Genomic DNA, 22,498 nt, shown 5'->3' on the forward strand with positions numbered 1-22,498 from the left:
CATAGTGAATGAAGCGTCATCAACGTCAATGACATCAAAAGTTTGAGCATTTATCGAAGGGCAAGTACCATTTGTCGTGTACTCAATTGTATAGGTTGCGCCTGGTGTACCTCCAGTAACTTCACCTGTATTTGGATCAATTACTGCGCCATCAGTAGGTGCTGGATTAAATGTAAATGTTCCACCTGGTAATCCTGTGAGTGTTACGGTAGCTCCATTACAGTTTGGTGTCACTGTAAAAGATGCATCATCTCTTGGTACTACCACAAGGTTGAATAAAGGATTTGCTGTAGCATTGTAACAGTTGGAATCCCCTGCACTTTCAACTCTAACATAAATTGGTTGAGGATTTATTGTATTGGTATAATCTAATGGCAGTTCGCCTGTATCACCATCTGCATCAGCAAAACTTAAATGATATGTTACATTAAAATCTGTAGCAGCTTGTGTGCCTAAAATTCCTAATGTTTGTACGCTTAAATCAAATTCTTCAAAGCCATCGTTAGAAGGGTCGTCACACAATACTAAGTCTGGCACATCATTAATATCTGGTTGACCAGCGACATTTAATGTAAATGGAAGCACTTCGTGACAACCAGAATTTTGATATTCTACCCTAATGTATATAGTTTCCCCATCAGTACCAGAATAAGCATTTGTACCAGTAATGGCACCTATATCTCCACTAGCATCTCCAAATGAGTTGTGATATGTCACAATCATATCACCAGGAATCGTTGAACTAGCTAATACTGTAGCAGTATTTACCTCTAAATCAAAAATATAAGGAGGCATTCCCGTATCACAAACAAATAGATTACTTGGAGCTTCGGTAACTATTTCTGGGAGTACATTTATACATACTTCTTCCGTGTATTCACAGCCAAAATCATCAGTGACTCTATATGTGTAACAATATAGCCCCTCATTAGGTGGAGCTACAGTAATAACATTGCCGGTAGTATTTGTTATTGTTGGGTCAGCATCCCATGCTTCACTACTTATCATAGGAGTGAATGCAAAATCTGATTCCAATAATGATTCATCAAAATTTAACGACCATGTAAAAATTGTTCCATCATCAATATTTAAGTGATCTTCGATAAACAATGTCCATGTTCCATTAATAGTAGAGCCTACAAAAGAATTAAAATTTCCAACCGGTAAATACGGTCCAGCTGCAGGATCTACCGAGTTGCCTGGTGTAGGAGTACCACCTGGAATTGTTGGACCAGCACTTAATTGTTGTGTTCCACTCATTGAGAAACAATACTCCCAACCTGTACCAGGACCAGTGCCATCAGAAATAATAGGGTCACCCACAAAAGTACCTCCACCTGTTTGATTATGCAGAGTTACTTGTTGTCCACTCGGGCTAATAATTATTATTTCTAAATCCCCGATGTAAGTATGTTCCATTACCAAGCAAACACTTTCAAGTTGTGATGCATTAGTTATGGTCTGTCCTAAAAAACAATCCAATTCTAATTCTGAACTATAAGTCTGACCACCTTGCGAACCTAAATTCGCTTGTACTCCACCATTAGCACAATCTATAGCAAATGTAACTCCCTCTACTTGACCTGTGATATCTGTAGAATCGCCATAGCAAATTGTACTATCAGCAGCTTGTGTACCCGTAAAATCTGGGTCGGTAGAAACATGAATAAACTGATTAATAAAATTTGAACTTGAACACCCTGCAGGGTTGTCATCAGATACAGTTAAATTAACTATATATATCCCCTCATTGTTATAGGTTTTAGATACCACTTGACCTGTTCCGTTGGTTCCATCACCGAAATCCCATTCGTATGTTGCACCTGTTGCGTCAGATGAGAAAACACCATCACCCTCAAAAGTGATTTCTTCACCTTGACATATTCTTATTACATCTTCAGCATTTGCAGCCGGAGTCGAACTTACTAAAACAGCATCAATTGACTGGCAAGGTTCAAAGCAAGAGATCTCTGCTATCCAACCAGCTGAAGGGCCACTATCATTACTTGTGTAAACTATTGTTAAGCAACCATCTGGATTAGGCTGACCTCCTGGATTTATTTCTGTCAATGAAGCAGTAATTGTGCCTGGGCTGCTTACGGCTGTAAAAACACCTATCTCATCATATGTCGCATCGGGACCATTATAAATTGTTAAAAAATCTTGATTGGCCTGTAACGCAAACTGCGTAAAATTCAATTGTGCTTGAAAGCCAGGACTATCTGGACATAATGTTAGTGTAAAGTTTTCATCATTGCCTGCATTACCAAATTCCCCACCAGAATCATAGAAAAATCCAGGTGAGCATTGATTAAATATCCCATTTTGCATTAATATATCTTGAGCACTTAAACTAAACGATATCGTAGTTACGACTAATAGTAAAAATCTTTTCATTATTTTTTTATTGAAATTGAGACTTAATCTGAATGAAATAATTTGTACCGTCTACTCGGTACAATTTGTTTTCTGAGGGATAGAAATCAAAATTATATTTTAAAGGGTTGAAGGTTTGCCTATTAAAATTTGTATCTCTTTTAAGGTTCTTATTGTAATGATTAAATAAATCAACCTCAGATAATAAAGTATAGTTTCTCTGCTTCTCCTTAATATTTATTTGAATTATACTAAATCTATTCCTTAATAAATGTTTTATTCGTTTTACATATGCTGGCCTATCTAAAACCTGCTTTTTTGTTGACTCTTGATACACTTCTTGGATCTTAGAAAGTTCGTTAGATGTAAGTGGTGCTTTTACATTATCCTTATATTTTACGGCTTTATAGGATACTTTCCCATCATTTTGAGAAGCCATATTCAATGGAATAAATAGCATACAAATGAAAATACTTAAAAATAGTTTTTTAGACATGGACTTTTGTGTTTTATAGAATTTCGAAAATTAAGAAAATTTTAGGAAAACCGCTGTTAATTCGTCAACGTTATTGGCATTTCAACGGTTTTATATATATAACAACTTCATTTATAAATCTCCTACCCTATCGATGCTATTTTTATTACGTATCTTTGCGCTTTGATTTTTAGAATTTGATTTATAACCTTTATTACAATGAAAATCGATAGTGATTTTAATGATATAGATGCTTTAGGTGACGACCATATTGGTTCATCTAGTGATACACCTTTACGAGATGACGCTTTTAAATTAACCAATTCCGAAAAGGTTGATATTATAAAAGATGATGTAAGACACATAATGGAAACTCTAGGATTGGATCTTAGTGACGACAGCCTCAGTGGTACACCAAATCGTGTTGCCAAAATGTTTGTAAACGAAATTTTTGGAGGTTTAGACCCTAATAAAAAACCAAGTGCATCAACATTTGAGAACAAGTATAAGTATGGTGAAATGTTGGTAGAAAAAAACATTACAGTGTATTCTACTTGCGAGCACCACCTTTTACCCATTGTTGGTCGTGCACACGTGGCTTATATTTCTAACGGCACTGTAGTTGGCTTATCTAAAATGAATCGCATTGTAGATTATTTTGCAAAACGCCCTCAAGTACAAGAACGTTTAACGATTCAGATCGTGAAAGAACTTCAAAACGTTTTAAACACAAAGGATGTTGCATGTGTTATTGACGCTAAACACTTATGTGTCAATTCTCGTGGAATTAGAGATGTTGAAAGTAGTACTGTAACTTCAGAATTTGGTGGTAAATTCAAAAATAAGGAAACACGAAGAGAATTTTTAGATTACATAAAATTGGACACTAATTTTTAACTATATTTGAAATTGATATTTAATTACAAATATATTCTATACCATGAAAACTAAGTTATTTATATTTTTATCAATCTTGTCATTTTTGGCTTGTCAAAAGGAAGAGCAATTTATAACCGATGAATCACAAGATAGTATTGTAAAAAAAAGTAAAGATTTAGAAGATATAGTAATTGATCAAAGTAACCTTTGCGATTTTAACATAGAGTCAGATATAACGCCATATTTCGGTGAAGATGGTGAACCTCTTGTTGACTTTAGATGGTATAACAGTGATGAAGTATTTGAATTTTGTTCCGTGCCAAATATTCCAGCTTATATTCAAGTATCAGACAACCCTCCATTTGCATCGTGTGGATATAGTTTTATAAATGAATACTATCCTATCGATTTTTACAACACCGATCATTTAACAAAAAATATAAATTATTTAACAGATGGACCGCCACATTTAGTGTATAATCCATACAATCCACCAACTTTTCAGAACGAAATATACGGCAGTAAATGTTTTTACTGGAGAATAATAGTAATAAGTGATTGTAGTAATAGTTGTCAAAATATAATTACTAAATGGAAATTCTTCGAGTTTAATATATAGATTTAATATATTTTCTTCTACACATAAATTCTGTTTATTCGAAACTATCACTCTAGTTTTATTTATATTTCTATAAGCTTTAACCATGTCACTATTTAATACGCAGAATATAAGAATATACAATTCGCTTTCTGGCGAAAAGGAAGTTTTTAAACCTCTAAACGAAGGCTACGTTGGCATGTACGTTTGTGGACCAACTGTATACAGCAACGTACACTTGGGTAATGTAAGAACTTTTATGTCTTTTGATGTTGTATTTAGGTATTTAAAGCATTTAGATTATAAAGTTAGATATGTAAGAAACATTACTGATGCAGGTCATTTAGAAAATGATGCAGATGAAGGGGAAGACCGAATTGCAAAAAAAGCACGATTAGAGTCTATAGAACCCATGGAAGTGGTACAACGCTATACTGTAGATTTTCATAATATACTTAATGAATTCAACTTCTTACCACCTAGTATAGAGCCTACTGCAACAGGTCATATTATTGAGCAAATTGAGATTATAAAAAGTATTATTGATAACGGTTTTGCATACGAAGTCAACGGGTCTGTCTATTTTGATATTCATAAATACAACGCTTCCAAGGAGTATGGTATTTTAAGTAAACGTAAACTTGAAGATTTAATACACAATACACGTGCTCTCGATGGTCAGTCAGACAAGAAAAACCCTCAGGATTTTGCGCTTTGGAAAAAAGCTGAACCTCAGCACATTATGCGCTGGCCTTCACCTTGGAGTGACGGTTTTCCTGGTTGGCATTTAGAATGTACAGCTATGAGTACTAAATATTTAGGAGAGCAATTTGATATCCATGGTGGTGGAATGGATTTAAAATTTCCACATCACGAATGTGAAATAGCGCAGGCAGAAGCTACCAATAACAAATCACCCGTTAATTATTGGATGCATGCAAACATGCTTATTATGAATGGTAAAAAAATGGCAAAGTCCACTGGTAATTTTATTTTACCAAATGAAATTTTCTCTGGCGACAATCCACATATTACTAAAGCATACTTGCCTAGTGTTGCCCGTTTTTTTATGTTGCAAGCTCATTACAGAAGTATTTTAGATTTTACGAATAATGGTCTGCTGGCAAGCGAAAAAGGTTTCTTTAGATTAATGGATGCCATCAATATTATCGACGATTTAAAAATTAGTAGTACTTCATCTTTTGATGTAAACACTTGGAAACAGAAGTGTTATGATGCTATGAATGATGATTTTAATACTCCTATTTTAATCGCCACACTTTTTGATGCAGCCAAATTTATAAACCAGGTTAAAGATGGAAGTGCTACCATAACTAAAGAAGATTTAGAGTTGTTAAAGCAAACCATCGAGACATTTACTTTTGATATCTTGGGTCTTGTTAATGTTTCTAAAGAAAATTCGGGAACTGATAAATTATCTGGTGCAGTAGAAATTTTAATCAAACTTAGAAAGGAAGCTAGATTAAATAAAAATTTTGCTTTATCCGACAAGATTAGAGACGAATTGGCTGAAGTTGGTATTCAACTGAACGATAGTAGGGAGGGCACGACATTTACGACCAGTTAGAAGCCAATCCTAAAAACCCTTTCCAAGAGAAGGTTTTACCATTATTATGAAAAATATTCTGATTGCTCCTTTTCTATTCCTCATTAAAGTCTATCAGACCGTAATTTCCCCCATTACACCAGCAACATGTAGGTACCAACCTACCTGTTCGCATTATGCAAAAGAAGCTTTGGAAGTACATGGTTTTTTTAAAGGTGGTAAATTAGCTTTAAAACGTATTTTTAGTTGTCATCCTTGGGGAGGAAAAGGTTATGATCCTGTTCCCAAAAAGGATGACAACTAAAAATTTTCCCTCGCCCGCATGCTCGCCCATTCATTAAAAATGTACTCCGTACATTTTCTTTACGCTCTGTCGCCTTGGGGAGGAAAAGGTTATGATCCCGTTCCTCCAAAAGAAGATTAATATTACGTTAATCTCAATTTCAATCACATTCAAAATATTATATTTACGCCATAAATAGTATATCTATGCATCTATTAAAAATAAACTGGGATCCAGTAAAATCAATCGATTTAGGTTTTTTTGAACTTCATTTTTACAGTGTTATGTGGATTGTTGCCTTTGTTCTAGGTTTTCAAGTCACTAAGCGCATTTGGAAAAATGAGGGAGAATCCAATGACTCTTTAGATTCACTATTTATATATTCTGTTTTAGGGATTATGCTAGGTGCAAGATTGGGCCATGTTATCTTTTATCAATCAGAATTAATCTCAGAAGATTTCTTCAGTATCTTTTTGCCATTTAGTTTTAAAGATGGCATACGATTTACGGGCTTCCAAGGTCTGGCTAGTCATGGAGCGGCAATAGGTATGATTATTTCTATGTACCTGTACAATAAAAAAGTCTTAAAAAAATCTGTGATTTGGATTTTAGATCGCGTAGTGATCCCTGTAGCTTTAGGTGCTGTATTTGTTAGGGTAGGTAATTTTATCAATTCAGAAATTATTGGCAAATATACCGGTAGTGATTTTGGAGTGGTCTTTAGACAACTAAGTGAAACAGAACCGAGGCATCCTGCACAATTGTACGAGGCTTCCTGCTATGTTTTTGTGTTTATAATTCTTTTATACTTCTATTGGAAAACTAAAAAATCGGAACAACAAGGCTTTTTGTTTGGCCTGTTCCTTCTCTTATTATGGACCGTTAGATTCTTTGTAGAATATGTAAAGGAACCTCAAAATATAGAACGTGCCGATTGGTTATTGAATACAGGACAGCTTCTAAGTATTCCCTTTATTTTAATTGGTTTGTATTTTATGTTCTTCTATAAACCAAAAACCGAATTAAGCTAATGCAATTAAAAGCCATTTTAAAATATACATTTCTATATATTGGTCTTGCAATACTCACAAACTGTAAGGAGGATAAAACAACCAAAACTGAAAACAAAGTTGTAGTTAGCTTTAAGAAAGAAGGTGTTTTACATCTTAAAAAAGCAGATTCGGATTCTATTATTAAAACCTTGGATATTGAAATAGCAGATAATGAATACGAGACTCAAACCGGTTTAATGTATAGGGCTAAACTAGAAAGTAATCATGGAATGCTATTTATATTCCCAAATGTGCAAATGCGCAGCTTCTACATGAAGAATACCAAAATTCCACTAGATATAATTTATATAGACGAGAACAAGAGCATTGTAAGCTTTCAAAAAAATGCCAAACCTTTTGATGAAACGTCTCTCCCATCGGAAGCTCCTGCTCAATATGTTTTAGAAATCAATGCAGGGCTTTCTGATGAATGGCAACTTGAAGTTGGTGATAAAGTTACGTTTGAGGTTTTAGATTAAACCAAGTTCAATTTTAATCGAACTAATTTTAAACAACCTATACTATTCTGCAAGGTTTTTGATACCTTGTAGGTATTATAAAGCTCGCTCAAAACATACTCATAAGGTATCAAAAACCTTGCAGGATACTTTTTTATAACACTATATTTTGAGAACCAATTGGTTAAACAGTATTAATCGTATTAAGATTAGACTAATTAAAATTGTGATTCTTCAGTCATTCTTTCCTCTGGGTGACAAACAAAAAAATGCCTCTCAATTAAGAAAGGCATTATTATTCTGCGATGACACTTAGACATTGCCCAGTGTAACATCTTATATATTTAAAGACTTATTCCTCGTCTTCCTCTTTAACTTTTTTCTTTAAAGATTCAGCTGCATCACCTTTCTTAGCTGTATCGTACATTAGTGGTGTTGCTATAAACATCGACGAATATGTACCTACAATTACACCTACAATTAAGGCAAACAGTAAACCTCTCAACGAATCTGCACCAAATGCAAACATGGCCAATAACACTACTAAGGTCGTTACAGATGTATTTAATGTTCTACTTAATGTACTGTTCAAAGAAACATTAATCGTTTTGCCAAATTCCCAAGATGTATGCTCATTTAAGAACTCTCTAATTCTATCGAACACAACAACCGTATCATTAAGCGAGTAACCAATTACTGTTAGGATAGCCGCAATAAAAGCCTGGTCAATCTCCATACTAAATGGCATAAATTTCCAAGTTAATGAGAAGATACCCAATACAATCAATACATCATGGAACACAGCCGCTACTGCACCTAATGAGAATTGCCATCTCTTAAATCTAAATAAGATATAAAGAAACACAACCACTAAAGATCCTAATACTGCCCAGAATGAAGACTTCTTAATATCATCTGCAATTGTTGGGCTCACTTTACTCGATAGCATTTTACCGATTTTAGCTTCACCAGAACCATCTTGAAACTCCTCATAGCTCATGCCAGACGGCAAGTAAGGTTTTAGAGCTTCGAATAGTTTTGTTTGCACTTCATCATCAGCCTCAACCGAATTATCTTCAACTTTATATTTAGTAGATATTTTTAACTGATTTGCAGCACCGATAGTTTTTACTTCAGCACTTCCAAACACTGCTTGGTTATTTAATACAGTAGTAATTTCCTCTGTACTTACAGGTTGTTCAAAACGCACCTGATAGGTTCTACCTCCAACAAAATCAATACCCTGATCTAGTTTATTTGTGAATAAAGATACAATACTTGCCGTTAATAATATACCTGAAATTACATAAGCAATCTTACGTTTCTTTAAGAAGTTGATATTGACATTCTTAAACAAGCCTTTAGTCATTGTTGTTGAGAAATCTAATGTTCCGCCTCTATTTACCCACCAGTCAATCAGTAGGCGTGTAATGAATATCGCTGTAAATAAAGAAGTTAAAATACCAATGATTAATGTTGTTGCGAAACCTTTAATCGGCCCTGTACCAAATACAAATAAGATTAAAGCGGTTAAACCAGTGGTAATATTGGCATCTAAAATTGATGATAAAGCATTAGAGAAACCGTCTTTAATAGATTCCTTTTGTGATTTACCTTTTGCTATCTCTTCTCTAATGCGCTCAAAAATAAGTACATTGGCATCGACCGAAATACCTATGGTAAGTACAATACCAGCAATACCAGGTAAGGTAAGTACAGCACCTAGACTCGCTAACACCCCGAAGATTAATAAGATGTTTAACAATAGTGCTACATCAGCAAAAATACCAGCTTTACCATAATAAAAAATCATCCAAAGTAAAACGAAAGCTAAGGCAATAAGGAACGATTTCATTCCGCTATCAATAGCCTCTTGACCTAAAGATGGACCAACTTCATCAGCTTGAATAATTTCTGCTGATGCTGGCAGTTTACCTGCTCTTAAAACGTTTGCCAAATCCACAGCTTCCGTTAGTGAAAAAGCACCAGAAATTTGAGAATTTCCTCCAGAGATTCCACCAGCTTGGGATACGCCAGGTGCTGAATAGACAATATCATCTAATACTATAGCAATATTACCATCTTCCTCATTTGCCTTTTTGGTCATTTCTTCCCAAATCTTAGCACCTTTGGCATTCATTTGCATACTCACTGCCGGTCTGCTTATTTGGTCGTAATCTTGTCTAGCATCAGTAATAACCGCACCGCTCAATTGTGGTGTACTATCTCTATTGCCTTTAATAGCGTATAACTCTGCCAGTTCAGAATCCTTTTGTTGAATTCCCCATACAAATTTTGCATAACGCATTTCTGCAGGTAACTGCGATCTATTTTCTGGAGCATTTAGTGCTTCCATAACTTTCTTCTTATCCTTAGCTAAGAAATAAGCAATTACCGGGCCTCTACCTGGGCTTTGTATTCCTAACGGATTGATATCAGCAACATTGGTAGTATCAGACTCTATCTGTCCCGTTAAGTCATCAATAGTACTAGATGTTGAATCTTGTTCAATTTTAGTAGTCTCGGTAACTTCATCTTCAGAGGTTTCTTTAGCGGCTTCAACCATAGCTTGGTTTACTTGTGCTACATAACCAAACATCTCTTGAGCCTTATAAGTTTCCCAAAACTGTAATTGAGCCGTTTTAGTGATGATATCAACCACACGTTTTTTATCTCGTGCACCTGGTAACTCAATTAAGATACGACCAGAGTTTCCTAAACGCTGAATATTTGGAGAGGATACACCAAAACCGTCGATACGATTACGCAATACCTCAAAAGCAGATACTATCGATTCGTCTATTTTACGCTCTAAAACCGTTTTTACTTCATCATCAGACATATCGAATGTTATGTCATCACTTAAATCTCTATTGGCAAAAATATCTGGAGATGCTAATTTGGTATCTCCTTTAATGGCATCAAATGCTCTAAAAAATGATTCTAAATACGATTCTTGGGCATCTTTCTGTAACTCTTCAGCATCTGCTAACGCTTTATTGAAAACAGGATCTTTACTTTTATTAGATAAGCCTATTAAAATATCCTTAACAGAAATTTGAATAATCGCGTTAATACCACCTTTAAGGTCAAGACCTAATTTCATTGCATTCTCCTCAACCTCATTATACGTATACTGAGAAATACCTAAATCATACACCTCTATAGGTTCTAACTTATCATCGATTTCAACCTTAGAAGTCTTTAAAGAGTCTAAGTAATTTATTTCGGCCTGTGTTCTTAATTCTTGATAATCTTTTGCTGCTTCGTCATATTTAGCTATGGCAGCCTGTTTTGCTTCGTCCTCGATCTGGTTGGCCTTAAATGTAAAAGACAATTGGTAAATACTTACCAAACCAAATAAGAGTGCAAACAATTTAATTACTCCTTTGTTTTGCATTTTGTGTTTGTTTTATGTCGAAATTTTGTCGCGCAAATATAGAGTTTACAACGGCATTCGACAATTATTTTTTATCTATGTATGAATTGTTTTTTGCTTTTTGATTGAATGTAAAAAGCTATTTTGAAAAGATGGGAACTAGATGTGATTGTGATTCCCTAAGTAGTTGGCCCAGCTCTAACTTCTGGTATTTTATACGACTGATTGTCAATTGCTAAAGCAATACTGTTGTTATATGCAACACAGACTTTGATAAGGTTGCCTAATGACTTTAAATTAATTTGAGCATTCGTATTATAATCATTGAGATTACTAAACCTATCGCTTTTATGATTTAGATCTACGATTTCAACGGTTTCAAAATTCCAAGTATTGGTATTATTTATTTCTGAAATATTTAGCTCATAGTCTTTTGTGCTTTGCTGTTCTGGAAACTCGTCGGAATGGTCTCCATTAGCATTATAGGCAAACTCGATACTTTCATCATCAGACAGAACACCTTTGATGTACTGAATGTCCGTTTCGCTGTAGTAGGTAATTTTAAGCTGTCCGTTTTGGTCTTGACCAACCTGAATGTCTTTAACTCCAATAGTTTGAAGCTTTAATTGAATGGCTTCGATAGTTTTCTGAGATTCGCTTTCAGTAATTTGCAAATCAGAAAACTGTACAACAATCTGTTGATTGTGTACCACTGAAGATTCTAAGTACCTCCCTAAAAAGGCCATTAGAATAATTAAAATACCAAAATGTAGTTTGGTTTTCATGCGACAAATATAACAAAAAACAGAGACCGTATTTCTACGGTCTCTAATATTATGTTTCAAGTACTAAAATTCTACAATTCCAATAAGCCATTTGTCTTTTTAACACCTTCAGCACTTTCTGCCATGTGTGTTTTTTCAGCATCGCTTAATGGTACATCAACAATTTTTTCAATACCATTTCTTCCCAAAATAACTGGCACACCAATACATAGGTCACTTAATCCGTATTCGCCATCTAATAATGTAGAGCAAGGGAACATTTTCTTTTGGTCGCATGCAATAGCTTGCACCAATCCGCTTACTGCAGCACCAGGTGCATACCAAGCAGAAGTTCCTAATAACTTGGTTAGGGTCGCTCCACCAACTTTAGTGTCTTCCTTTACTTGATTCAATCTGTCTTCTGATAAAAACTCAGATACTTTAATACTGTTTCTTGTCGCATGTGATGTCAATGGTACCATACCTTTATCGCTATGTCCACCGATTACCATACCGTCTACATCACTGATCGGTGCTTCTAAGGCTTCAGCCAATCTGTATTTAAAACGTGCCGAATCTAACGCCCCACCCATTCCTATAATTTTATGTTTTGGTAAGTCCGTAGTTTTATGAGCTAAATACGTCATCGTATCCATAGGATTACTGACTACAATAAGAATTGTATTTGGTGAATGCTCTACTAAGCTAGAAGAAACTGTTTTTACAATACCAGCGTTGATGCCAATTAATTCCTCTCGTGTCATACCAGGCTTACGAGGAATCCCAGAAGTAATTACACAAACATCGCTATTTGCAGTTTTTGAATAATCGTTTGTGCTTCCTGTTATTTTTGTGTCAAAACTATTTAAAGATGCGGTTTGCATTAAGTCCATTGCTTTACCCTCAGCATAACCTTCTTTAATGTCTAACAAAACCACTTCGGAAGCAAAATTTTTAATCGCAATATATTCTGCACAACTTGCGCCAACTGCACCTGCACCAACTACTGTTACTTTCATTTTTTTATAATTTTTAATGTGAAACTTAATGTTTTAAAACGATTGCAAAATTACAAATAAAATTACTGTAAATGAAGAAAGCACAGGATTTACTCCTATGCTTTTCAATATTTTAAATACATATTATAAATTACCTAAATCCGAAGTTGATTCCAACAGAAAATACATCAAATTCAGAGAGGTGATATTCAGCATTCAACCTAAAAAATCCGAGCTTCAATTTTGCGCCCAATGTACCTCTTACGGCAGAAACCTTACTAGAAACAGAAAAAGGGTCTGTAATGGTTTCAGAAGTTAAAATACCATCTGTGACTCTATAATTTCCCAATAGGTCTGATTCTGATTTGCCCGTTATATAACCCAAACCTCCATAAAGATTAAATACGGGAAGTTTTGTGGAAACTGCCAATTGAAATAACCATGTATTGGTATTGTTTTCTAACTTTTGATTTTCCCCGTCAATACCAGATGATTCTGTGATATCATAAGAACCATCTAAATGATTATACGCCACAAGTCCAGATAAAGCAACTGGCCATATTTTATCTGCTGGTAGCCATTCTGTAAATTCTAACTGTAACGCTGCTCCATACATATTAAAAGTTACATCATCGGTATCCACTTTAGGAAAATAACGTGCTTTAACTTCAATACCGCTCCCCAATCCAACAGCACCCTGTATTGAAGCTGTTGGTAATAAATTTCCACTTCCATCTCCTATGCCTTGAGGCAATTCCAATACCACGGTTTGGGAACCGAAAATAGGATCATCATATTCCACTTCAACAAAAATCTCTGGATCATTCTCTCCTAAAACTGAAGCGACATCTTGTATACTCGGACCGGTAACAAATTGCACATTGTTATAATCTGCAGTGTTCATATTAAACCTTTTATCATCATCTTTAATCAGAGCTGCATTAGCTATGACAGAAATCTCAAAGCCTCCTAAGGGCTTTACTTTTGCTGAATTAAACCAATTGGCATTCATACTATGTATTACACCATCGGTTCCCGGTGCTAAATAATCATTGGCAAAACGCTGTGCATCTTCTACACCTGCCGTTAGTAAAACATCAATATCATTTTGAGCTTTACAGATTGAAACAGTTAAAAACAAAACTGCTATTGAGACTATCTTTTTCATAAGGTTAGGTTTTTATAAAGTAAATATATTAAAATAACGTTGAAAAAATGTATTTTATCGTGTTTTTATGTTTTTAATCGGTGAAAAATTAGCTTGCAATTTCTAAATTCTAGTATAAATTATTGATACCTATTCTCTATTTTTACCAAAAATTTTTACTTGCTATGAGCTTTGAAGAATTAAAACCTCAAATAAAATTAATCGCTGCCAAAAACAACTTCTCATTTGATGAACGTTTAATGCAGATTTGCGAACTTCTAGAGTCTAACATCCCTCATTATAATTGGGTTGGTTTCTATTTTAAAAATGGAGATAAAAACGAACTAAAACTCGGCCCTTATGTTGGTGAACCTACAGACCACACTATTATTCCTTTTGGAAAAGGTATTTGTGGACAAGTTGCTGTAAGTAATGAAAATTTTGTAGTACCAGATGTATCAGCACAAGATAATTATATTGCTTGTAGTATAACGGTTAAAGCCGAAATAGTGATACCTATATTTATCAATGGTGAAAATATTGGTCAAATAGATATTGATTCTAACACACCAGATCCTTTTACTGAGGCAGATGAGCAATTTTTAGAGTTTGTCTGCTTAGAAGTTGCAGCTATGCTTTCTTAAATTTTACATACCTGTTCTTATAGCCTCTACAGGATCTAATTTAGATGCCGAAATTGCAGGTATAATTCCTGAAATTAAACCAATAAAGGTTGAAAGTGCAAAGCCTAGAAACATATTACCAAAAGAGAGTACAAAATTAAAATCATCACCAATAACCCCATTCATAATCTTGGCTATTATATATACAAATAGTAAACCGAATAAACCCCCAACAATAGCCAAAATAACAGCTTCGAATAAAAATTGAAATAATATAAATCTATTTTTAGCACCTAGCGACTTTTGTATGCCGATAAGATTAGTTCGTTCCTTTACACTAACAAACATAATATTAGCTATACCAAAACCACCTACTAATAGCGAAAATCCGCTGATAGCCCAACCGATGCCATTTAGTACACTGATAATTCCGTCAATAGCATCTTTTAATCCTGAGATTACACTAATAAAAAAGGTGTTTATATCATCTGGTTTAAGACCTCTTTTGCCTCTAAGAATTTGGACAACCTCAGCTTCTAACCCCTCAATATCAGCATCTTCTTCTGGTTTTATAATCACTACATTTATAATATTGGGATTGTTATCACCAAAACGGTTTCTCACATAATTTGCTGGTAAAAAAATAGATACATCATTACTATCACCAAAAAGTCCCGACCCTTCTTTTTTAACAACTCCTATTACGGTAAATTTCTGACCATAAATCCTCACTTTTTTTCCGATAGGCTCTAAATCACCAAACAAAGATTTGGCAATGGAAGAACCAATAACCACTACAGCTTTTCCAGAATTAGATTCAGACTCATTGTAAAATCTCCCTTTTTCAAACTCTAACACCTGAATATCGGTAAACTCATGAGACACAACTACGGTATTGACACTGCTTACCAACTCGGCTTCATACCTAATATTTTCTCGTCTAACAAATAACTGAAAGGCAACATGCTTAGCATCAGAAAGCGAAGATTTTAAATGCTTATATTCATTATAAGAAATATCTTCAAATTGCTCGCGTTTCCACCTTGGCACATCGGTTGGTGCAAAAGATATTCGCGACAAATACATCGTATTGCTGTCTAAACTTGATAAGCTTTCCTTAATATTTCTATCTAAAGAATCTACAGCAGCCAAAACTGCAATGATAGAAAATATACCAACCGTTACTCCGAGTAAGGATAGAAACGTACGAAGTTTGTTTTTTCTCAGTGCATTTAAAGCAAACGAAAAACTCTCCTTGAGTACTCTTAAATAAATTAGCATTGGCCGGTACTATAAAATTAATTTAAAGATAAGACGTTTTCAACAATTTATTGTTACAAAAAACTTAAAGAAACTAAACTTATCAGGGAAATAATCCTATTGAATATTTTATTTTTGCACCTTAAAATCACAATACTTCATTATGAGTACCAAAACTATGTCGTCTGCCTTAATTTCTGTTTTTAGTAAGGATGGATTAGCTCCAATTGTAAAAAAACTTAATGACCTTAACGTTACCATCTATTCTACTGGAGGTACAGAAAAATTTATCAAAGATTTAGGTATTGATGTTGTACCTGTTGAAGATGTTACATCTTACCCTTCAATTTTAGGTGGACGCGTAAAGACTTTACATCCAAAAGTTTTTGGTGGTATTCTAAATCGTCAAAACAACGATGGTGATATAGCTGAACTGGCTGAATTTGAAATCCCTCAAATTGATTTAGTTATCGTCGACCTCTACCCTTTTGAAAAAACTGTAGCTTCTGGTGCTGACCATCAAGATATTATAGAGAAGATTGATATTGGAGGTATTTCATTAATTAGAGCTGCGGCCAAAAACTATACCGATGTTACCTGTGTTTCCTCTGTAGAAGATTATGCTGAATTTTTAGAATTACTTGAAACTAAAAATGGGGAGACGACTGAAGACGACAGAAAACGTTTTGCCGCTAAAGCTTTTAATGTGTCTTCGCATTATGACACAGCAATTTTTAATTACTTCAACGAAAATCATGAAGAGGCTGCACTAAAGATAAGTGAAACCAATGGCAAAATATTACGTTACGGAGAAAACCCACACCAAAAAGGCTTTTTCTTTGGAGATTTTGATGCTATGTTTACAAAACTTCATGGTAAAGAACTAAGTTACAATAACTTGCTCGATGTGGATGCCGCTGTAAACTTAATTTTAGAATTTAAAAATGAAGACCCAACATTTGCTATTTTAAAACATAATAATGCTTGTGGTTTTGCACAACGAAATACAATTCATCAAGCCTATGTCGATGCTTTAGCTGGTGACCCAGTTTCTGCCTTTGGTGGTATTTTAATTGCAAACACAGAAATTGACAAAGATACAGCTAAAGAAATTCATAAGTTATTCTGTGAGGTAGTTATTGCTCCTTCATTTAGTAATGAAGCTCTGGAAATTTTAAAAGGAAAGAAAAATAGAATTCTTTTAATCTTAAATGATGTAGAATTACCAAAAACTACAGTAAGAACTTGTTTAAACGGAGTTTTGGTTCAGGAACGTGATGCAAAAACGGACAGCTTAGACGATTTAAAAACAGTTACAAGCACATCGCCAACTCAAAGCGAATTAGAAGATTTAATCTTTGCTTCAAAATTGTGTAAACATACCAAGTCCAATACTATTGTTTTGGCTAAGAATAAGCAATTATGTGCAAGCGGTACGGGTCAAACAAGTCGTGTTGATGCATTAAACCAAGCTATACATAAAGCAAAATCATTCAACTTTGATTTAAAAGGAGCGGTAATGGCAAGTGATGCATTCTTTCCATTCCCTGATTGTGTTGAGATTGCAGATAAGGCTGGCATTAAAGCTGTTATTCAGCCAGGTGGTTCTATAAAAGATGAATTGAGCATTAATTATTGTAATGATAACGATGTTGCAATGGTATTTACAGGAACGCGCCATTTTAAGCATTAAATCCTATACAAAAAGAGCATCATTTTGATGCTCTTTTTCTTTTAAAAAACCAATTAGTTATGTACTATCAATCTGTTCTTAACCTCTCATTTTGTAATTCTACTTCGTGCTTCTAAATCAGCAATATTCGTTGCGGTTGCCAAACCTATGTCACCCATGTATCTCAACCAAATATCACAAACACCTGTTGGGAGCCTTTCAAACTAAAGCCTCTTGCGGGTTGCATTTCTGGCGCCCCAATATACGTTCTGTGACCTAAAGTATTAGGTACCCTAAAAAATAATGACGAGACGATAATACCTTACATTATAGCTTTAAATTGTAATTTCTGCTTCATCTTTGATTTGTTTTTAGATAGCAAAAATTGGTAAACACTATTTTTAAAAAATGTTAGCTAGCTAATATATCAAAAAAAGACACCATTAATCTGGTAATCAGACCATAATAAATTAAAATTTAACTTGCTTTTTAATAATAATGAATTAAAAAAAGCTGAAAGTTAGCGTTGATTAATTGACTGACCTCTTTATACTTAAAAAAAATCAATCAATAAACATCTATAACCGTAGAAATAACGTATAATTTATTACATTTACGCTTGGTCATTAAAATTGACTATAATAATCAAAATAATTTTAAAAAACACATGGGATTTTTTGATTTCTTAACAGAAGAAATAGCCATAGATTTAGGAACTGCAAATACGTTAATTATTCACAACGATAAAGTTGTTGTTGACAACCCCTCTATAGTAGCAAGAGACCGAATTAGTGGAAAAATTATTGCCGTTGGTAAAGAAGCCAATATGATGCAAGGCAAAACACATGAAAATATAAAAACCATCCGCCCATTAAAAGATGGTGTTATTGCAGATTTTGATGCCTCGGAACAGATGATTAGCTTGTTCATTAAGAACATTCCTGCATTGAAGAAGAAATTTTTCAACCCAGCACTAAGAATGGTGGTTTGTATCCCTTCGGGAATTACCGAAGTAGAAATGCGTGCGGTAAAAGAATCTTGTGAGCGTGTAAATGGTAAAGAGGTTTACCTCATCCATGAACCCATGGCAGCAGCGATAGGTATTGGCGTAGATATTATGCAACCCAAAGGTAATATGATTGTAGACATTGGTGGTGGCACAACTGAAATAGCAGTTATTGCACTTGGTGGTATTGTTTGTGATAAGTCTGTAAAAGTAGCAGGTGATGTGTTTACAAATGATATTATATACTACATGCGTACACAGCATAATTTATATGTTGGAGACAGAACAGCTGAAAAAATTAAAATACAGATTGGAGCAGCAACCGAAGATTTAGAATTACCGCCAGAAGATATGAGCGTTCAAGGACGTGATTTGTTAACCGGTAAGCCAAAACAAGTTCAGATTTCTTATCGTGAAATTGCTAAGGCCTTGGATAAATCCATTCTTAGAATTGAAGATTCTGTAATGGAAACATTATCTCAAACCCCACCAGAATTGGCAGCAGATATTTACAACACTGGAATTTATCTTGCAGGCGGAGGATCAATGTTAAGAGGGTTGGACAAACGTTTATCACAAAAAACAGATCTACCAGTTTACATTGCTGAAGATCCATTGAGAGCCGTAGTTAGAGGTACAGGAATTGTACTTAAAAACTTACCTAAATACAAAAGCGTATTGATTAAATAAAGCGTAAATAATGCAACAAATTTTCAATTTTGTTATAAAAAACAAAACCTTTCTGTTGTTTTTATTGCTTTTTAGTATTGCTCTTGCCTTAACCATTCAGTCGCATTCTTATCACAAAAGCAAATTTATAAACTCTGCAAATGCGCTTACAGGAGGTGTTTATGGCACAGTAAACTCTATAGGTAAATATTTTGATCTAGAACACGAAAATGAAATTCTATCAGAAGAAAACAAACATCTAAGAGAACAGCTTTTTAATTCTAAAAATAATTTAGATTCTACTTATATTGATTCGACATATTCTAAAGGACAATACAAAGTCACTGCGGCCCAAGTTTATAAAAACAGTTACTCTTCAACCCATAACTATCTTACCATAAATAAGGGCAGAAAAGATAGCATACGACAAGATTTTGGTATCATTACTTCAAAAGGAATAGTAGGAATTATAGATCAAACCTCTTCTGGTTATGCTACAGTACTTTCTATTTTAAACAAAAAAAGTAGGATAAATGCTAAGCTCAAAAGAACCGATCATATTGGTTCACTAAAATGGAACGGCTCCTCTCCTTTTTATGTTCAACTCGAAGATGTATCGAAATTTGCACCGGTAAAAGTTGGTGATACAATAGTAACAGGTGGACAATCTGCAATTTTCCCAAAAGGTATTGGTATTGGTATAATTGAAAGTTTTGAAACTGATATAAGTGGTGACACATATACCATAGAAGTGAAATTGTTTAACGACATGACCAATATAGGGGCGGTCTATATTCTCGAAAATCTTGACAGAAATGAAATAAAAACACTTGAAAATTTAAGTAATGAATAGTGTTATTTTATCAAATAGTACCCGGTTTATAGTTTTGCTTTTGGCGCAGGTTGTTATTTGCAACAACATTAATTTTCTAGGCTACATTAACCCATACATCTACATAATTTTTATCTTTTTGTTTCCCATTAGAGAAAACAGACTTGTGCTTTTATTGGTCAGTTTTATGTTGGGCATGCTGATAGATATGTTTTCAGATTCTGGTGGAGTGCATGCAGCCGCAGCAATTTGTTTGGCCTATGCACGTCCTGTATTGTTAAAAACTTCGTTTGGTATGCTATATGAGCATCAAAGCATAAAGTTTAGCAATACCGATTTAGGTAGTCTAATTACCTATGTAACCTTTGGCACATTGATACATCATTTTATATTATTCTCGCTAGAAATTTTTAACATGTCTAGCATACTTTTAATATTAAAAAAGACGTTATTCTCTAGTATTTTTACAGTGATACTCAGTATACTGATTATCATTTTATTTAGCCGAAAAAAGAAATGAGAAAACTATTACTCCTAACTACTGTTATTCTTGTTGGCCTAGTTTTTATAGCGCGCTTGTTTTATCTTCAAGTCTATGGTGGTTATGAATACAATATTTTTGAAGACAGCGCAATTAGAAAAGAGTACAACTACCCTAAGCGAGGCTATGTCTATGATAGAAACGGAAAGCTTTTAGTTGCCAACCAACCTTCTTACGATGTTATGGTAATTCCTCGAGAAGTTGAAACGATGGATTCCTTAAAACTGAATGAATTCTGTAAGCTATTAAAAATCACAAAAGAAAAATATCTCAGAAAACTAGAGAAAGCTACAAATTATTCTCCAAGATTATCCTCACCATTCGTCCAACAATTATCTAAAACTGATTATGCTGTTTTACAAGAAAAGATGAGAAAGTATGATGGTTTTTATATTCAAAAGCGGTCATTGCGCTCTTACCAAACTACTATTGGGGCTAACGTTCTTGGCGACATTGGTGAAGTTAATCGCGCTATCATTGCTAAAAAACCCTATTACAAATTAGGCGATTTAATTGGTAAACAAGGGGTTGAAAAAACCTATGAAAATATACTAAGAGGTGTTAAGGGGATAAAGTTTATTCAAAAGGACCGTTTCAATAAAAATATTGGCCCTTACAAAAATGGAACTTTTGATACGCTACCAAAACCAGGGAAAGATATTACCATAACAATAGACGCTCAACTTCAAGCTTATGGTGAGTTACTAATGACCAACAAACGTGGTGGTATTGTAGCCATTGAACCTAGTTCTGGTGAAATATTAGCTATGGTTTCTGGTCCATCATACAACCCTAATTTATTAGTAGGCAGAGACCGTTCTAAAAATTTTAATAAGCTCTATAGAGATAGTATTGCAAAGCCATTATTTGATAGAGGTTTACAGGCCATGTATCCGCCTGGCTCTCCCTTTAAAACCCTTAATGCTTTAGTCGCTTTACAGGAAAGTGTAGTAACTACCGAAGAGCGCTTTAGTTGTGCTATGGGTTATCGTTATGGTAATAGGAAAATGGGATGTCATGCACATAGAAGTCCAGCGAACATGAACATTGGGATCTACGAATCATGCAATGCCTATTTTGCAAATGTTTACCGAAGAATTATAGATAAATATGACTCCCCTGCAGAAGGTATGGACAATTGGAGTAGGCACATAAAGAGTTTTGGTCTTGGCAATTACCTTAATAATGATTTATCCGTAGGTCAACCTGGTAAAGTACCTACGGCTGAAACATACAATGAAGGTTATGGTAAAAATAGATGGTACACCACTTTTACGATTTCTAATGCTATTGGACAAGGTGAAGTTTTAGCAACACCAATTCAACTAGCTAATATGGCAGCAGCAATTGGTAATCGTGGTTATTATTACACACCACATATTATTAAAGAGATTGAAGGAGATACAATTCCTTTAAAGTTTACAACACCTAAATACACCACTATAGACAAACGCCATTTTGAACCTGTTGTACAAGGTATGTTTGATGTTTACAATAAAGGAACGGCAAATATGTTACAGGTAAAAGGTATCGAGATATGTGGCAAAACAGGAACTGCTGAAAACTTTGCCATTATTGATAGTGTAAAAACACAACTAACTGACCACTCAATTTTTGTAGCATTTGCCCCTAAAGATAACCCTAAAATTGCTCTGGCAGTTTTTGTTGAGAACGGTTATTTTGGAAGTCGATTTGCAGGTCGCATGGCAAGCTTGATGATTGAATATTACCTTAAAGGCGAAATTACAAGAACAGATATGGAAAACTTTGTACTCCGTTATTCCCTTGAGCATGAGTACCAAAAGCCATTTTCTGGTGAACCTTTTGGTATTAACAGGCAAACCACACTTGAAGCTATTGACGAAAAAGCGTTTCAAAAGTTATTAAAACTTAAAGCCGAAATCCCTAAGTCCTAGACC

General features: G+C 34.4%; 19 protein-coding genes. 12 read left to right on the forward strand and 7 right to left on the reverse strand.

Annotated features, from left to right (window positions below; translation table 11 throughout):
• On the reverse strand, positions 1-2,397 hold a 2,397-nt coding region (locus KCG49_RS12200), incomplete at its 3' end, for an FIDD domain-containing protein (protein WP_218546866.1).
• Between the two features lie 7 nt (positions 2,398-2,404).
• Positions 2,405-2,872, reverse strand: coding sequence for a hypothetical protein (locus KCG49_RS12205; RefSeq protein WP_218546867.1), 468 nt, complete (start codon positions 2,870-2,872; stop codon positions 2,405-2,407).
• A gap of 198 nt (positions 2,873-3,070) precedes the next feature.
• On the opposite strand from KCG49_RS12205, the gene folE reads away from it, so the two are divergent.
• The 6 genes from folE to KCG49_RS12235 all read left to right on the forward strand — a co-directional run bounded on the left by folE (position 3,071) and on the right by KCG49_RS12235 (position 7,709).
• On the forward strand, positions 3,071-3,748 hold the full coding sequence (gene folE / locus KCG49_RS12210) for a GTP cyclohydrolase I FolE (protein WP_218546869.1): 678 nt from the start codon (positions 3,071-3,073) through the stop codon (positions 3,746-3,748).
• A gap of 85 nt (positions 3,749-3,833) precedes the next feature.
• Positions 3,834-4,349, forward strand: coding sequence for a hypothetical protein (locus KCG49_RS12215; RefSeq protein ID WP_218546870.1), 516 nt, complete (start codon positions 3,834-3,836; stop codon positions 4,347-4,349).
• A gap of 85 nt (positions 4,350-4,434) precedes the next feature.
• The gene (gene cysS, locus KCG49_RS12220) at positions 4,435-5,916 is read left to right on the forward strand and encodes a cysteine--tRNA ligase (RefSeq protein WP_218546872.1); all 1,482 of its coding nucleotides are present in this window, start codon (positions 4,435-4,437) and stop codon (positions 5,914-5,916) included.
• A 46-nt stretch (positions 5,917-5,962) separates the two neighbouring features.
• Positions 5,963-6,199: a membrane protein insertion efficiency factor YidD gene (gene yidD / locus KCG49_RS12225; RefSeq protein ID WP_218546874.1), complete on the forward strand. Its 237-nt coding sequence runs from the start codon at positions 5,963-5,965 to the stop codon at positions 6,197-6,199.
• A 185-nt stretch (positions 6,200-6,384) separates the two neighbouring features.
• Positions 6,385-7,209: a prolipoprotein diacylglyceryl transferase gene (gene lgt, locus KCG49_RS12230; protein ID WP_218546876.1), complete on the forward strand. Its 825-nt coding sequence runs from the start codon at positions 6,385-6,387 to the stop codon at positions 7,207-7,209.
• A complete protein-coding gene (locus KCG49_RS12235) occupies positions 7,209-7,709 on the forward strand; it encodes a DUF192 domain-containing protein (RefSeq protein ID WP_218546877.1) in 501 nt (166 codons plus the stop codon). The genes lgt and KCG49_RS12235 overlap by 1 nt, the downstream gene beginning before the upstream one ends.
• Positions 7,710-8,040: 331 nt before the next feature.
• On the opposite strand, the gene secDF is transcribed toward KCG49_RS12235, so the two are convergent.
• From secDF to KCG49_RS12255, 4 genes are all read right to left on the reverse strand, one after another.
• Positions 8,041-11,088, reverse strand: a complete 3,048-nt coding sequence (gene secDF / locus KCG49_RS12240; protein WP_218546879.1) for a protein translocase subunit SecDF — start codon at positions 11,086-11,088, stop codon at positions 8,041-8,043.
• A gap of 158 nt (positions 11,089-11,246) precedes the next feature.
• Complete coding sequence (locus KCG49_RS12245; protein WP_218546881.1) at positions 11,247-11,852, reverse strand: hypothetical protein; 606 nt, start codon at positions 11,850-11,852, stop codon at positions 11,247-11,249.
• 71 nt (positions 11,853-11,923) lie between these two features.
• The gene (locus KCG49_RS12250) at positions 11,924-12,850 is read right to left on the reverse strand and encodes a malate dehydrogenase (RefSeq protein ID WP_218546883.1); all 927 of its coding nucleotides are present in this window, start codon (positions 12,848-12,850) and stop codon (positions 11,924-11,926) included.
• Between the two features lie 130 nt (positions 12,851-12,980).
• On the reverse strand, positions 12,981-13,997 hold the full coding sequence (locus KCG49_RS12255) for a DUF6588 family protein (protein ID WP_218546884.1): 1,017 nt from the start codon (positions 13,995-13,997) through the stop codon (positions 12,981-12,983).
• A gap of 164 nt (positions 13,998-14,161) precedes the next feature.
• On the opposite strand from KCG49_RS12255, the gene KCG49_RS12260 reads away from it, so the two are divergent.
• Positions 14,162-14,620 (forward strand): XrtF-associated fRMsr-like GAF protein, encoded by a 459-nt coding sequence (locus tag KCG49_RS12260; protein WP_218546885.1) that lies wholly within the window; start codon positions 14,162-14,164, stop codon positions 14,618-14,620.
• Between the two features lie 3 nt (positions 14,621-14,623).
• On the opposite strand, the gene KCG49_RS12265 is transcribed toward KCG49_RS12260, so the two are convergent.
• Complete coding sequence (locus tag KCG49_RS12265) at positions 14,624-15,880, reverse strand: ABC transporter permease (protein ID WP_218546886.1); 1,257 nt, start codon at positions 15,878-15,880, stop codon at positions 14,624-14,626.
• Between the two features lie 142 nt (positions 15,881-16,022).
• Between KCG49_RS12265 and purH the strand changes: the two genes are divergently transcribed.
• From purH to mrdA, 5 genes are all read left to right on the forward strand, one after another.
• Entirely contained in the window at positions 16,023-17,552 is a 1,530-nt protein-coding gene (purH, locus tag KCG49_RS12270) for a bifunctional phosphoribosylaminoimidazolecarboxamide formyltransferase/IMP cyclohydrolase (RefSeq protein ID WP_256259992.1), read from the forward strand.
• A 646-nt stretch (positions 17,553-18,198) separates the two neighbouring features.
• Positions 18,199-19,227, forward strand: a complete 1,029-nt coding sequence (locus KCG49_RS12275; protein WP_218546887.1) for a rod shape-determining protein — start codon at positions 18,199-18,201, stop codon at positions 19,225-19,227.
• Positions 19,228-19,237: 10 nt separating this feature from the next.
• On the forward strand, positions 19,238-20,059 hold the full coding sequence (mreC, locus tag KCG49_RS12280; protein ID WP_218546888.1) for a rod shape-determining protein MreC: 822 nt from the start codon (positions 19,238-19,240) through the stop codon (positions 20,057-20,059).
• 118 nt (positions 20,060-20,177) lie between these two features.
• Entirely contained in the window at positions 20,178-20,558 is a 381-nt protein-coding gene (locus KCG49_RS12285; RefSeq protein ID WP_369680365.1) for a rod shape-determining protein MreD, read from the forward strand.
• Entirely contained in the window at positions 20,555-22,495 is a 1,941-nt protein-coding gene (mrdA, locus tag KCG49_RS12290) for a penicillin-binding protein 2 (protein WP_218546890.1), read from the forward strand. Before KCG49_RS12285 ends, mrdA begins: the two co-directional genes overlap by 4 nt.
• The last annotated feature ends 3 nt before the right edge of the window (positions 22,496-22,498 follow it).

It is taken from the genome of Winogradskyella luteola (assembly GCF_019203985.1).
GTDB classification, from domain to species: Bacteria; Bacteroidota; Bacteroidia; order Flavobacteriales; family Flavobacteriaceae; genus Winogradskyella; species Winogradskyella luteola.